This window comes from Rhizohabitans arisaemae, assembly GCF_025996515.1.
Lineage (GTDB): Bacteria > Actinomycetota > Actinomycetes > Streptosporangiales > Streptosporangiaceae > Rhizohabitans > Rhizohabitans arisaemae.
This window is the reverse complement of record NZ_BLRH01000029.1, coordinates 833,860-847,303: the sequence shown is the minus strand read 5'-3', so window position 1 is coordinate 847,303 and position 13,444 is coordinate 833,860. Positions and strand designations below refer to the sequence as shown.

Annotated in this window: 9 protein-coding genes; 6 read left to right on the top strand and 3 right to left on the bottom strand. The window is 68.8% G+C overall.

Annotated elements, in window-relative coordinates:
* The first annotated feature begins 691 nt into the window (after positions 1 to 691).
* Entirely contained in the window at positions 692 to 1,030 is a 339-nt protein-coding gene (locus RUR_RS15315) for a hypothetical protein (RefSeq protein ID WP_283135692.1), read from the top strand.
* Positions 1,031 to 1,120: 90 nt separating this feature from the next.
* Entirely contained in the window at positions 1,121 to 1,669 is a 549-nt protein-coding gene (locus RUR_RS15310) for a GrpB family protein (RefSeq protein ID WP_283135691.1), read from the top strand.
* Positions 1,670 to 1,672: 3 nt separating this feature from the next.
* Here RUR_RS15310 and RUR_RS15305 read toward each other — a convergent pair whose 3' ends face one another.
* A complete protein-coding gene (locus tag RUR_RS15305; protein WP_283135690.1) occupies positions 1,673 to 2,728 on the bottom strand; it encodes a protein phosphatase 2C domain-containing protein in 1,056 nt (351 codons plus the stop codon).
* 162 nt (positions 2,729 to 2,890) lie between these two features.
* On the opposite strand from RUR_RS15305, the gene RUR_RS15300 reads away from it, so the two are divergent.
* The 3 genes from RUR_RS15300 to RUR_RS15290 are packed head-to-tail and all read left to right on the top strand — an operon-like array spanning position 2,891 to position 10,283.
* Complete coding sequence (locus tag RUR_RS15300) at positions 2,891 to 5,419, top strand: P-loop NTPase family protein (RefSeq protein ID WP_283135689.1); 2,529 nt, start codon at positions 2,891 to 2,893, stop codon at positions 5,417 to 5,419.
* Positions 5,419 to 9,057 carry a hypothetical protein gene (locus tag RUR_RS15295; protein WP_283135688.1) on the top strand — a complete coding sequence of 1,213 codons (3,639 nt, stop codon included), beginning with the start codon at positions 5,419 to 5,421 and terminating at the stop codon, positions 9,055 to 9,057. The genes RUR_RS15300 and RUR_RS15295 overlap by 1 nt, the downstream gene beginning before the upstream one ends.
* Positions 9,058 to 9,059: 2 nt before the next feature.
* Entirely contained in the window at positions 9,060 to 10,283 is a 1,224-nt protein-coding gene (locus tag RUR_RS15290; protein ID WP_283135687.1) for a hypothetical protein, read from the top strand.
* A 59-nt stretch (positions 10,284 to 10,342) separates the two neighbouring features.
* On the opposite strand, the gene RUR_RS15285 is transcribed toward RUR_RS15290, so the two are convergent.
* Positions 10,343 to 11,329, bottom strand: coding sequence for a polysaccharide deacetylase family protein (locus tag RUR_RS15285; protein ID WP_283135686.1), 987 nt, complete (start codon positions 11,327 to 11,329; stop codon positions 10,343 to 10,345).
* A gap of 524 nt (positions 11,330 to 11,853) precedes the next feature.
* Here RUR_RS15285 and RUR_RS15280 point away from each other — a divergent pair.
* Positions 11,854 to 12,714: a tetratricopeptide repeat protein gene (locus RUR_RS15280; protein WP_283135685.1), complete on the top strand. Its 861-nt coding sequence runs from the start codon at positions 11,854 to 11,856 to the stop codon at positions 12,712 to 12,714.
* Positions 12,715 to 12,772: 58 nt separating this feature from the next.
* Here the strand turns inward: RUR_RS15280 and RUR_RS15275 are convergent, their stop codons facing one another.
* On the bottom strand, positions 12,773 to 13,303 hold the full coding sequence (locus RUR_RS15275) for a hypothetical protein (RefSeq protein WP_283135684.1): 531 nt from the start codon (positions 13,301 to 13,303) through the stop codon (positions 12,773 to 12,775).
* Positions 13,304 to 13,444: the final 141 nt, after the last annotated feature.

Sequence of the window (13,444 nt, the reverse complement as noted above, 5' to 3'; positions counted from 1 at the left end):
GTGTTAAGCACGCCGCCAGCGTTCGTCCTGAGCCAGGATCAAACTCTCCAAACAATGTCTGGAAACAATCCCGGCAAACCACCCCAAGGAAAATCCGGGGTGTTCACCAAAGGAATCCCACCCGACCGCACGCACCCCCGAAGGGATGCCGGGCCAGGACAGGGGTTCAATACATCACAAATGCACTGGCTTTTAGCACACTGTTGAGTTCTCAAGGAACGCACGCACACCGCTCGGTCTCCACCGGAGTCTCGACCGCCCGGAGCGTCTTCCGTTCTGTTGTGACTTCAAGTTTACCATTTTCCCACCTGCCAGTCAAACCGGCTTCCGGTGGGCGAACGATCAACTTTACGCCTCTGCCCCTCTCGGGGCAACCCCTCTAAGGTACTCACTTCACTTCGGCGGGTCAAACCAGCCTCGGTTTGGGCGTGTCCATCGGGGGGTACGCGAACAGCCTAACAGTCCTGGAACCTTGCTGGCCCCAGGACCTCCCAACTCTCTGGAACGAGTTGGTTTAGCCGGACTGCGTAAAGCAACTGTAGCACCGGTTTTCACACGAGTTCTCCTTAACGTTCCAGCCGGACGGAAGCCCTGGACCCCGAGCTCCAGAGCGCCTCAAGTGGGTTGCAAGGCGTCTTCAGTCGATCCGTAACCGCTGTGCGCTATCAATGGGTTGAAGGAGATGGTGACCATGACCCGTTCCGAGCTCGACGACATCCGAGAGAGCATCCGTCACGCCACAGAGACCTCGACCGACACCCTGCTGGAGATCGCCCAGCTGCTCCTGATGGAGCTGGAGCGCGCCCGCATGCGCGAGGCCACCCTTCGTTCGCACTACGTCGGCCTGCTCTCGGCCGCCCGGGCGAGCGTCGCCGCCCAGCGGGGCGAGGCAGCCGACCCGCTCACCTTCCTCACCCACGAGCTCGCCCGGCACGGCCAGCTCCCGCCCGACGGCCCTCCGCACCGGATCCTCGCCGACGCCCGGGCCAACCTCGCGCTGGTCGACGGCACCTGCGTGTCAGCCGCCTGACCGGCCCAAGGGTCCCTTGCGCGTACCGGTTCCCTGCGGCACCCTTCATAGGGCGTAAGGCGATGTCAGCGACCGAGATAGGCGCCTGCCTTGGACGATGAGAGCCGCTACGGCTACCGGGTGAACCTGACCGAGTTCTCCGACACATGGACGTCGCGGTTCCACGAGATCTCCACGCGCATCGCCGAGGAGCTCGGTGACGCCGTCCACCGGATAGAACCGATGGGCAGCCGGCTTGTCCCGGCAATGGTGGCGAAGCCCATTTTGGACGTCATGGTGACGGTCTCCCCGGAGAACCGCCCCCGGGCGAAGGCCGTGTTCGAGGCGATGGGCCTGCGGGAGCTGACCCTCGACGAGGCGGACGGGCGGACCTTCTTCCGGCGCCGGGACGCGGACGGCAACCCCGATCTCCACATCCATCTGGTCGGCGAGGACGACTGGGAGCTCTGCCCGGAGCTGATCTTCTACCGGCGGCTGCGACGCCACGAGGATCTGGCCCGCTCCTACTCGCACTTCAAACTGCTGCTGGCCGAACTCACCCAGGGGGACGTCCGCCGGTACGGCGAGGCCAAGGATCGCTTCATCTCCTGTGTCACCGAGGTCCTCGACGAGCTGGAGGGCCCGCCCCCTCCCGGGTGAGGTCTACCCCCGGAGCTCCCAGAGCGCGACGACGCTCCTGTCGTCACGGTTGGCCTGGTCAGGCTGATTGATCTGCCAGAGGAACCGGGTGAGGTGCGGCGGTGCCTGCAGCCACTCCTCGGTCATGGACGCACGGGCCCGTTCCAGGAACAGCGCGGTACTCGCCGTACTCACGAAGACGACGCCTCCCGGTGCGACCGCGAAGCTCCCCCAGCGGGTCGTGGGGGATTCGGCGGGAAGTACCACGGCGTTGTCCGTACGCGGTGAGAAGACCGTCGTCCACTCCCCGTCCGGTTGAAGCACGGCAACCGGCCCCGAACCCACCCCGAACGCCAGGTGCCGGCGGCTCGGCCCGTCACCCAGACGGGTGAGTACGCAGGTCAGCTCGGTGGCGAGCGCGTCGCTGGGCAGGTCCCTGCGCCGGGCCGCCTCCGCCAGCGGGTCGTAGAGCGAGGCGCACGCGGACGCGAACAGCTCGGCCAGCCGCGCCTCGGCTCCCCGATCGCCCGACTCCAGGTCCTTCCACGCCGCGTCGATCTCATACGCCCGATCGGTGAGCTTGTGCTGGATGCTGCGGCAGGCCTGGGCCGCTCCGACCTGCGTATGACGCCCGGTGGGCCGTCCCGCGGCGACGGCGGAGAGCAGGACCGGAGGCTGGAACCGGTCGAGTACGGCCAGCGCGACGGTCTGCCGGCGTACCTTGGCGGCGACCCTGGCGGCGTGTCCGCGAACGGAGACGGCCCGGGCGGCCAGCGCGCCGAGCCGGGCCGCGTCGGCGACGCTGTCGGGAACCGAGTCCGGCACGTCGGGCAGGACCTGCGGGTCGAGGAGATGCTCGGCCTCACCTGGATGCCCGATCGGGATCTCCGGTTCCGCGGCCTCCTGGTAGACGACCCGGTCCTCCGTCTGGACGGGAATCTCCACGCGGACCGGCCGGTCGATGTAGACCGGCTCCTTGACCACCTGCGGGAGGCGTTTGAGCTGGGCGCGCATCTGCATCGACCACACGCCGAGCACGGAACTGATGATCGCCAGAATTACCACGAGAGCAATCTCCACCGGCACTCGGTCCTCTCCGTTCGGCGCCGTTCCCCACACCGTACGTCCGGTGCGGCGGATGCGTCGGTCCCGATATCGCGTCGTATGACGAAGTCGGTTGCGCGAAATCGCCGTACTTTCGCCAGTCTGGTGAGTAACGCTGGTGCGGTGGGAGGAAAAACGGTGGTCGACCAGAGTCCGGACAACACCCTGCAGGAGATCGCCGAGCTGCGGGAGCGGGCGGAGCGGGTGCTCGCCGCGCTGAACGCCGAGTCGTTCTCCGACGATCCCGGGGTGCGGAGCGTCCGGGAGCGGGTGGAGCAGCACGCTCTGGACCTGCTGCGGCTCGCCCGCGAACCCATCACCATCGGGGTGGTCGGCAAGTTCAGCGTGGGCAAGTCGCTGATGCTCGGCACACTCCTCGGACGCCCGGATCTCCTCCCCACCGAGCAGCGCCCGACCACGGGGAACGTGACCGCGATCTATCTCTCCCCCGGGGAGCCCGGCGAGCGGACCCGGGTCGACGGACCCGTCATCCTGCACTACCTGACCAGGCCCCAGCTCAGCGACTGCGTCCGGTACATGCTCGACGAGCTGGCCCGGGCGGCGGTGCTCATCCCGGCGATCGGCGACGTCGAGTCGCTCCGGGACTACGACCCGGTGGAGCAGGGCTGGAGCCGGCTGGAGACCTGGTGCCGGAAGCAGCTGTGGGAGGGGGCCGTCGAGAACCTGGAGCTCCGCAAGATCGGGACCGAGCTCCTGACCCTGCGCGACGCGCACCTGTCGGCGGGCGACATCCTCGGCGGCAACGTCCCGGTTTCGCAGGAACACATCGTCGGGGCGCTCGACCTCGGCAGCAGCACCGGAGTCCCCGATCGGTTCCCGGAACGGCGGCTCCGGCACGGCGTCACCGCCCGCGACGTCGCGGACGACGTGGACGCCCTCCGGGACACCTTCCCGCTGATCCGCCGGGCCGACTACCGGGTCAGCGTCGATCCGCGCGTCTGGTCCCTGACCGGCCTGCGCGACCGCAACGAGGTGGTTCTCCTGGACTTTCCCGGGCTCACCGCCCGGCGCTCGGCCAAACGCGACGAGTTCCTCAGCCAGAGCGAGCTGCGCGACATCCACACGATCATCACGGTCTTCGACGCGAACGAGCCGGAGACCAACGTCCCCGACACGTTCTACACGATGCTGGAACGGCACGGCCGGGACCGGGCCGAGCTGCGCGAGTCCATCCTCGCGGTCGGCAACCGGTTCGACCTGATCAAGCCGCCGTCGGTCCCGGAATCCGGGCCGCTCACCATGGCCGACCTCACCGGCGGCTCGCAAAAGCTCCTCGGGTTGTACAACGGCGCATGCGATCTGGTGCGCAAGCAGGAGGAGCGGGTCCGTTTCGTCTCCTCGATCGTCGCGATGAACAACTCCGACCTGCCCGCGGTGTTCCACGGGGAGGAGGGCGAGCAGATCCTGGCGGCCAAGGAGAAGGCCGGTGAGCGCGCCGACCTGTGGAAGCAGCTGGCCACCCGGCTGGTCCAGACCGAACCGGGCAGCCCGTGGGGGCACACCCTGGCGGCGTTCGCCGAGGACGGCGGCTTCGCCGCGCTCCGCCGGCTGATCGAGGACCACGCCCGGACCCACGGCCTGGCCAACAAGCTGCGCGGGATGCGCCGCCAGAACCAGCGGATGAGCGAGTCGCTGCCCAAGCTCGGCCGGTTGCTGCAGCCCGTCCGCATCGCCGCGGGTGAGAACGCCTCGGCGCGGCTCCGCCTGGGATCGCTCTTCGACGAGCTGCGGGTCCAGCACCAGCGGCTGATCAGCGCGAGCCGGGTCTTCCGCGATCCGGCGGGGCTGCGGGCCGCCGACGGGGAAGCGGTGCTGGGCAGGGTACGGGACGAGGCGGTCACCGAGGCGATGCGCTGGTCCCTCTGGCAGGAGATCCTGCAGCGCGCCGAGGACGGTCTGATCCGCAAGACCGAGGCCAAGCGCGGGCGGACCCGGGTGGAACGGATGATCGGCGGCGGGAGCACCCCCGGCGACGACACGACGGGCAAGTTCCTCGGGCCTTATGTGAGCACCTACCGGGAAGCGCTCAGGATGGGCCGCGAGGAGATCAACGCCGCCCTGGTGGACTGGACCGACGTACAGAACAGCCAGCTGACCTCGGTCCGGCGGCAGCTCTTCGACGACGACGTGCAGCGGCTGCTCCAGGTCGGTCTGCCACAGCTCCGGGCGAAGTTCGGCGACCGGGACGTGCTGGCCGCCCTGGATCTGCTCACCGACCTGTCGTGGCTGGCGGAGCCGGAGGAGGACGAGCCGGAAGGCTCCACGGACGCGGAGATCCAGCAGAGTTTTCCCGCCTATGTGGACCGGGCGATGCCGTGGCACTCCCGTTTCCCGCTGCCCGACGACGATGTGATGCAGCGGCTGGTACGGCATCAGAGCTACCTTTTCCGGCTCCGGCGGGAACTCGCCAACGGGGTGGCCGACGCCGTGTCGTCCGCGGTGAGCCGGGAGATCGAGAAGGTCTACGAGTCGCTCCGGGACGAGCTGCAGGAGCTCCACCAGTACATCCTGGGGCCCGCCGATCTCCGTCTGATGTTTCCGCCGGAGCCGCCTTCGGCGGAGGGCGGTGAGGACGAACCACCCGGTGACTCCCCACCCGACCAGTCCCCCCTCCGCGATCTGCTCCGGGAATGGAGTGCCACCTGATGCTCAGACTGATCTTCGAGTCCTCGGACGACCACGTTCGCGAGATCTCTCCGTACATGTTCCATCTCTACGAGCAGAACGGGTTCTACCGGCTGCCGGACGCGGTCCTGCAGACCGATCCCGGCATCCACACCGTGGAGCTTCAGGAGATCCGGGTGCTCCCGGCCGAGCACAGCCGCCTGGTCCACGAGCTGGCCGGCTCCTGGAACCACGCCGCAGGCCGTACCCGGACCTGGGTCGTGGCCCGCATGGTGCTCGCCAAGGAGCTGGAGCTGCCGACGGCCAAGGTCGGCTGGTCGTGGCCGTCGGGGGATTCGATCCAGACCGCGGTCATCTGGCATTACGTCTTCACCGACAGCTCCGGCGCCCCCGCCACCCGGGAGGCCCGAGTACGGCTGATCTTCGCACCGCCCGGCGCGAAGCCGGCGCCGCACCAGGGCGCGACCCCGACGGCGCAACCCGCCGCTCAGGAGACCCGGGCGCAGCCGTATCGCGAATTTACGGAAACGGTTCCCGGCGGACCCACGCAAGTGCCGGTTCAGCCCCGTACCCCTCCGCCCGCCGAGGAGCCGCGGGCCGGGGCGAACGTGTTCCACCGCCTGGTCGATAGGCTCGGAGAACCAGAGAGGGTACGGGCGCAGCCCTCTACCGCGCCGTCCGCTGAGACGCCCCCGATCGGCGCGGACGTTTCCCTCGGCGGAGCCGACAGGAACACGAAACCGGAGAAAGCCCGGGTACGGTCTCGGACCGGGTCGCTCTACAACGGATTCGCCTCCGTGGACTTCGGCACCTCCTCCTCGACCGTGGCGCTGCTGGACACGCGGTACTCCACCAAACTCGCCCTCGATCCCGCGCAGCTGACCCGGCTGCGAAGCGAGTTCGCGGAGCTGCTGCGGCGGCGCCCACCCGCCCATCTGGCCGCCGAGTGGCAGGATCACCTGGGCAAACTGGTCGACGCGGTCAAGCTGCGGGCCGTCGAGTTCACCGGAGGCGGCGCGGCCGAGCTCGCGGACCGGCTGGAGAAGACGGCCGCGATCGACCGGGACACCGAGTCGCCCCGGGATCCGCTGCTGGACGGGGTGTGCGTGGCGTTCGACGAGCGGGTCGCCGAGTGCGGCCCGGAGCTGGCCCGCTGGCTGGCGCCGCAGCTCCTGAACTGCTATGACAAGGCGTTCGCGGTCCCGAACCTCTTCGAGCTCTCCATCTTCCAGGTGATCCTCGACACCAACCGCAAGCAGTACGCGGTCCCCAGCACCGTCGAGATCGTCGAGGAGAACCCCATCGAGATCAGGCTGGGCAACGACGGCCCGGACATCCGCCGGGGTCTCAAGGCCGCGCTGCTCAAGCCGGAGCGGCTCCCGGGGATGACCTGGATCGACGGGCGGGAGGCCACCACCAACGATCTGATCGTCCACGTCTACAAGCAGCTGATCGACCGTACGGAACGGTTCGCCCGGCGCGATCCGGAGACGCCGCTCGAATCCATCGTCCAACTTGTCGTGACATATCCGACGACGACCCCGCCGCCGGCCCGGGCCGAACTGGAGCGGATGCTCGGGGAATCGCTGGACCTCGACCGGGTCGTGGTGGAGTACGACGAAGGGGTGGCCGCGGGGCTCTTCTTCCTGATGCGGGACTTCGGCAGCGACCGCGGCGAGTTCGGGGCGGAGGCGTTGATCGCCCGATCCCGCCGGGTCTCCGACAACCCGCCCAGCTGGCGGCAGAACATGCTCGTCATCGACATCGGCGCGGGCACCACGGACATCGCGCTGATCAGGCTCACCCTGACCGACGTCACCCCCGCGCCGCGCGACCCCGCGGGCGACCCGCTGGTCCGGGGCAGGTTCTACGTGATCAGGCCGGAGGTGCTCAACTCCACCGGCCACCCCCAGCTCGGCGGGGACTACCTGACCCTGCGGATCTTCTACTGGCTCAAGGCCGCCGTCCTCGACGCGATGGTGCGCGGGGAGGATCTCGGCGATCGGCGGAACACCCTGGCCCATCGGATCGATCAGTTGATGGGGGTGTCCGGGGCACACGAAGAGCCCCTCGCCCCGCAGGTCGCCGAGTCGGGGATGACCGAGCCCGTCCCGGCCAAGCTGGGGACGCTCATGCGCCTGCTGCTGCCGACGCATTGGGAGGACGACGCGTCGTCGGCCGACAAGCAGGCGTTCCACCTGCTCTGGAAGCTGGCCGAGGCCGCCAAGATCGAGCTCGGCAAGGCCGTGGACGACTACCACGTCATCCCGCTCGCCGATCTCCAGCCGGTGATCGCCGCGGTCGACCAGCACAACCGGGGCCGGGAGCCGTCCCTGCTCGACCTGCTGCCCAAGGAGGGCGTCCGGCTCAGCCGAGCCGAATTCGACACCCTCGCGTACAAGGTGCTCAACCGGGCGGTGGGGATCGGCGGCTGGCTGGTCAGAACCAGTTTCCGGGACGATCCGACCGAGCGCCTGGACCGGGTCATGCTGTCGGGGCAGACCAGCAAGATGGCGTTGATGCGGCAGGTGGTCGCCGACGAACTGGGCGGCGACGACGAGTCCGGGGCGAGTCTGCTGTGGAATCCGAGCGCGGTGACGATCGAGGCCGCCTACGCCAAGCAGGCCGCCTCCCTCGGCGCCTGCTGGGCGCAGTCGATCCGGGAACGCGGCATGGGGGTGGAGGACGCCGAGTCGGAGCTGGCCAAGGGGAAGACCCAGGTGCGGATCGCCGTGGACAACCTTTTCCACACGCTCCCCTGCGGTTTCGAGCTGAAGCAGCACGGCAGCAGCCAGAACATCCCGCTGCTGAAGGCGGGCACCCCCATGGTCGAGGTGGACGACGCGGGCACGATCGCCGTCCGGAGCTCGTGGCGGTCGCTCCTGCCCACCCACGAGGTGCACCGGCCGGCCGACAAGCTCCGGACCATCCAATGGGGCGTGTTCCGATATTTCACGAGAAAGGAGGAGGGCTTCGCCCCGGATCCGCAGATCTGGATGCCGAGCGCGGACGGATCGAGCGACTCCAAGATCAAGGCACAGCTGGAGGTCGATCCGGCGCTCGTCCCCTACCTCCGCCTCTGCCACGGCTCCCCGCACTACCACGTGAACCTCACCGAGGCCGAGGTCATCGATCTCAAGCAGGAGCTGGAACCGCAGCACTGGGATGAGAACTCCTCCCGGCTCAGAGACCTCCCCGCGCAGATCTGGGTCGCCACGCACGCCGACGACGGTTCGGAGATCGCCCGCGAGCAGGTCTTTCCCGCCTGGTCACCGGAGCGGGAGCGGGAGGGCCGGTACTTCCCCGAGTTCTTCCACGAGAGCGCGGCGCTGGACAGCGCCCACATCGTCGGCCGGATCTCCGGGGCGCTGCCCCATCCCGCCAAGAACGGCGAGTACACGTTCTTCCTGGCCTGGAAGGATCGCGAGCAGCGGATCGGCACCCTCCGCACCACCGGCCACAGCGGACCCCGAGCCCGATACACGGCCACCCTCGACTGCGCCGGGCGACTGCGGATCCACCGCGGCGAACCGCCGTACTGGGCGGCGAAATCGCTGCGCGACGTCGAACGGTACATCGGATCGGTACACAAGGTCCCGATGGACGAGGGTGTGCCCGACCTCAACCCCCACTGGAACCCTTTCACCGGAAAGCACTGACCATGTCGCGCGACGAACAGTCCCTGGGCAGCGCGATGGCGCGGGTGCTCATCGAACTCCCCGAACACCTGGCGCGAGCCGTACAGGCCGATCTGGAGGAGCTGGTCGGCAAGCTCACCACCACCGGGCTGCGGGTCGAGGACCCCACGGTGAAGGAGGTGTGCCGACAGGCCCGCCAGGCGCTGGAAACCGTGATCGACAACGCCGATCTGGCGCGCCGCCGACGCTCGCAACCCCCTCCTCCCCCACCGGAACCCGCGGTGGAGACCGCGGCCCTCCCGGAACCGGTGCCGGCTCCGGATCCCGTTCCGGAGCCGCCGGACCTCCGGGATCTGATCACGACCTCGCTGGGGCGGCTCTGGGAGGCGATGACCGCCGACGAGACGACCCGGCACTTCACCGCGGCCTATCCCGGGACCCACACCGGCGACCCGGCCCGGCTGTGGGAGCGAATCCACGTCCTGTGCCTGCGGCTCTCCGCGGACACCGCCCAGACGTGGCGGCGACACGCGTTCGCCGCGGTGTCGGCCGCGGCGGAGGAGTACGTGCGACGCGGGGGAACCGCGGCTCCGCCACCGGAGTTCCGGGCGGACGGCGACCCGCTGCCCGGGCTCGCGTCCGTCGGCTACCCCGGTGGTTTTCTCTCCGACGGGGTCCCGCTCCCGGGTGAGCTCGCGGAGTACGCCAAGACGCTGGAGCCGCGCGGCCAGGCAGACCTGCTGAGGATGGCCGCGCACTCCCTCTGGCTCGCACGCCACGACTCGGGCGTACGGCAGGGGCTTGAAGCCGTCTGCGCGACCGCGCTCGGCAGAAGCGACGATCCGGGCAACTTCCAGCTCTATCTCGGGGCGTTGAAGCGGGCCTTCGACGGCCTCGCCGCCACCCGGCCCGGCTCCAAGGACGAACTCGTCGCCCTGCACCAAGTCGACGAGACGCTCCGAGCCCTGGTCCCGCTCCCGTTACGGGAACCCGGAAGCTGGTGGGACGAGCGGACCAGGACCCTCAACGAGCGGCTCGGCAAAACCGGCGGAACCGCCTACTTCATCCCCGCGGAACGCGTCGACTGGTCGTCTCAGGACACCAAGGGGGACGACCCGAAGGTCACCCGGCGGGAGGCCGGCCCCGCCGCCAGGCCCTACGGCGGGAAGGTGATCTGGATCCTCCGGGTGGCCTACCCCGCCAAGTCGATCAAGGCCCGGGTCGTCTACGTGGACGGCGAATCCTGACATCACGCCGACGCGCCCGGCTCCTTGCGTGCGGAGCCGGGCGCGTCGGCAGGTGACGATCAGTAGGCGAGCGCGTAGGAGTTGAACCGCGGCGCCATGAAAGACTCCTTGAACTTGGGATACGCCACGCTGGTGGCGTCGCCGTCCGAGGTGAACCGCTTGTCGGGGTTGGCCTTGAGCCAGTCCAGCCAGGCGATCGAGCAGAACCGCTTACAGTCGCCCTTCTTCTCCCCCGAGCGGATGCGCGGGATGGCGAGCGGGTTGAAGTCCTTGGCGAACGGCGAGGCGGCCGGGGTGTAACCGGCGAGGAACACACCGCCGTAGTTGTAGGTCTGGCCGCCGACCGTGCCCTTGCGTGCCCATTCCGGCTGGTTCGGCTGGTTTCCGTACGGCAGGGCAAGAGTGACCGGCGGAGCCTCCTTCACCAGGTCGGTGATGAGCTTGTGGCCGGCCATGACCTCCGCGAAGACGGCCTTCTTGTCCCGGCCCCGGAGATTGAGGTGGTCACGGGTGTGGTTACCGATGTCGAACCCGTTGCCGTGCAGCCAGTTGAGCACCTGGGCGTGCTCCTCCGGGGTGGCCAGTCCGAACATGTCCTTGGTCACGTAGAAGGTGCCCACCGGCCGGAACCCGGGGTGGCGACGCGCCACGTCGAGCAGGATGGCGAGCGCGGTGCCGGCCTTGGGCGTGCCCGTACCATCCAAGGTCACCTGGGACGGGGACGAATCATCGAAGGTCAGCACGACCGGGTGCTTCCCGGCCGGGATCCCGATGCGTCCGGTGACGTACTCGGCCGCGGTGATCGGCACGTAGTTCTCCTTCGCGAGCAGCTCCAGCTCGGCGCGGAACTGCTGCGGAGTGAGGTCGTCGACGGTGGTCGGGCGGTCCACGATGCGGTGGTACATGAGCACCGGGATCTGGCCCAGCTCGTTGGCCCCCGCCTTCTTCGCCGCGGCGAGCCTGACCGCCTTCGTCGCCTCGGCGTCCGCGGCGACCCGTTTCGCGGGCGGGGCCGCCTTCTTCGCCTCATCGCCTGCCCATGGCATACATCCCGACACGGCCACGGCACAGACCGCCGCCAAACCAATGCGAACTAACCCAAAGTGCACCATGGCCCCCCCAGCCAATGACGGCAGACAACCCCCTCCTACCCCACTGACCTGCAAGTTTCACCCAGGTGCCGATAGCGCATCGGCATGGATTGCCCCAGGAGGCACGTCTCCCTCCGGCCGTCGCCGCCCGGCTCCCGCAGCCCGTCCACGCGCATCGACCGGGGTACATCCCCGGCCCTGAACGGGCTCGCGGGTCGGGGCCGCAATCTCCGCACGCTTTGCCGTACCTCAACGCGGCCGACCTGGTGATGCCCGAGGCCGGTCCCTCGTCCCAGAGCGGGTGATGTTCGCGGGCCGCCGCCCGCCAACTTGATCACCAGATTGGAGGGCTGACCATTTCCAGACTTATCCGTTTATTTGGGGTGGACCGGGTTGAATGAAAGCGTGGTCGGCCGGAAACGGCCACGGAGAACTGTCCGAGCCTGGCGATACGGTGCCGCCAATCGAGAGGAGCGGGCGTGGATCTGATGCAGGTGGAACGGGCAGCCTATGCGGCCTGGCGGCGGGACGACTGGCCGAACGCCGCCGCGCGCCTGGCGGAGCTGGTCACCGCCGAGCCCGACGGCCCCAAGAGCCCGGCGTGGTGGTTCGACCTCGCCCTCGCCCACAAATTCCTCGGCGACTGGCCCAAGGCGTACCAGATCGGTAAGCAAGCCGCCGCCCGCGCGAACCGCGGCGAAGAGGACCCCGCGTTCTGGAACCTCGGCATCGCCGCCACCGTGATGCGAGACTGGCCCACGGCCAGAGACGCCTGGACCGGCTACGGGATCACGCTCAAGCCGGGCGACGGGGAGATCGTCGAGAACTTCGGCCACGCCTGCGTCCGCCTCCAGCAGGACGACGGCTCGGAGGTCGTCTGGGTCGAACGGATCTGCCCCACCCGCGCCCGGGTGATCAGCGTCCCGGTCCTCTCCGGCCGCCGCTTCGGCGACATCGTCCTCCACGACGGGGAGCCCAAAGGCGAACGGGTCGTCGACGACACCCACTACCCGGTCTTCAACGAGCTCATGATCTGGGCGGCCTCATCCCTGCCGACGCTGGTGGTCACGATCGGCGCCGACGACTCCGGCGACCTGGTGAAGCTGCTCACCCTCTTCCACGACAACGGGCTGGGCGCCGAGCCGCACACGGGCCTGCAGCCGATCTGCACCTGCTGCGACGAGGGCGGCGTCGAGCAGAAGCGTCATATCGAGAGCGGAAGCCAGACCGTCCTGCTCGCCGGACCGATCGAACAGGCGGCGGCCCTGCTCCGGGAATGGAGCTCGGCCGACCCCGACCGGCGCCGATGGCAGGACCTCACCCTCGTCGAGGAGTTCTGAGCCGTCGCGAGGACCTGTTCCCACACCGCGGTGGGCTCCTGACCGGAAGCCTGTCCGATCAGCAGAAATCGAAAGATGCCGCCGACTCGCGCGGCCGGCCGGTGCCGGGGTCCAGGACGAGCACGCGGTTGTTTAGTCGCGGGCGCGCGGGATCGGTCCAGGTCACTTTGGGAATGTCGGACCAACGCTCCGCACTGCACCCCACGTCCCACTCGCGCGTCCACAATCCGGCGTCCTTGCGGACCACGAGAATCCACTCCGAGTACCAGTCCCAGTACCCAACCTCGATCCTCATCGTCAAACCTGAGCCGGCCGGGCCGCGAATCACCTCACTGACTTCGCGGGAGTTCAGTTCAGCGCCCACCCACACGAACACCCAGACCATCGCGAGCCCGACGGTGAGCGCGAGAGAATCCCTGCCGTATCGGAGCCACCCGGCCCGGGCGATCAGGAGCGCCCCCACCCCGATCACAACCGGCTGAGCGAGGAACACGTAGTTCTCAACGGCACCCACCAGGGCGAGCACAACGGCCATCACGCCCAAGCGGAAATGGACACCAGCCGGTGTCGCCCGCGAATTCGAGATCATGGCGGCACGCTAGGGGCCGCGACTTGGGGCCCACTGGGAGGAGACGCCGTACCCGGCGCTCCATCTGAAAGGCGACGGGTTCCGGCGTGGTGGAGACGTCACCACGGCTGCGCGTTCAAGCACAACCGATCCAGGCCGTGA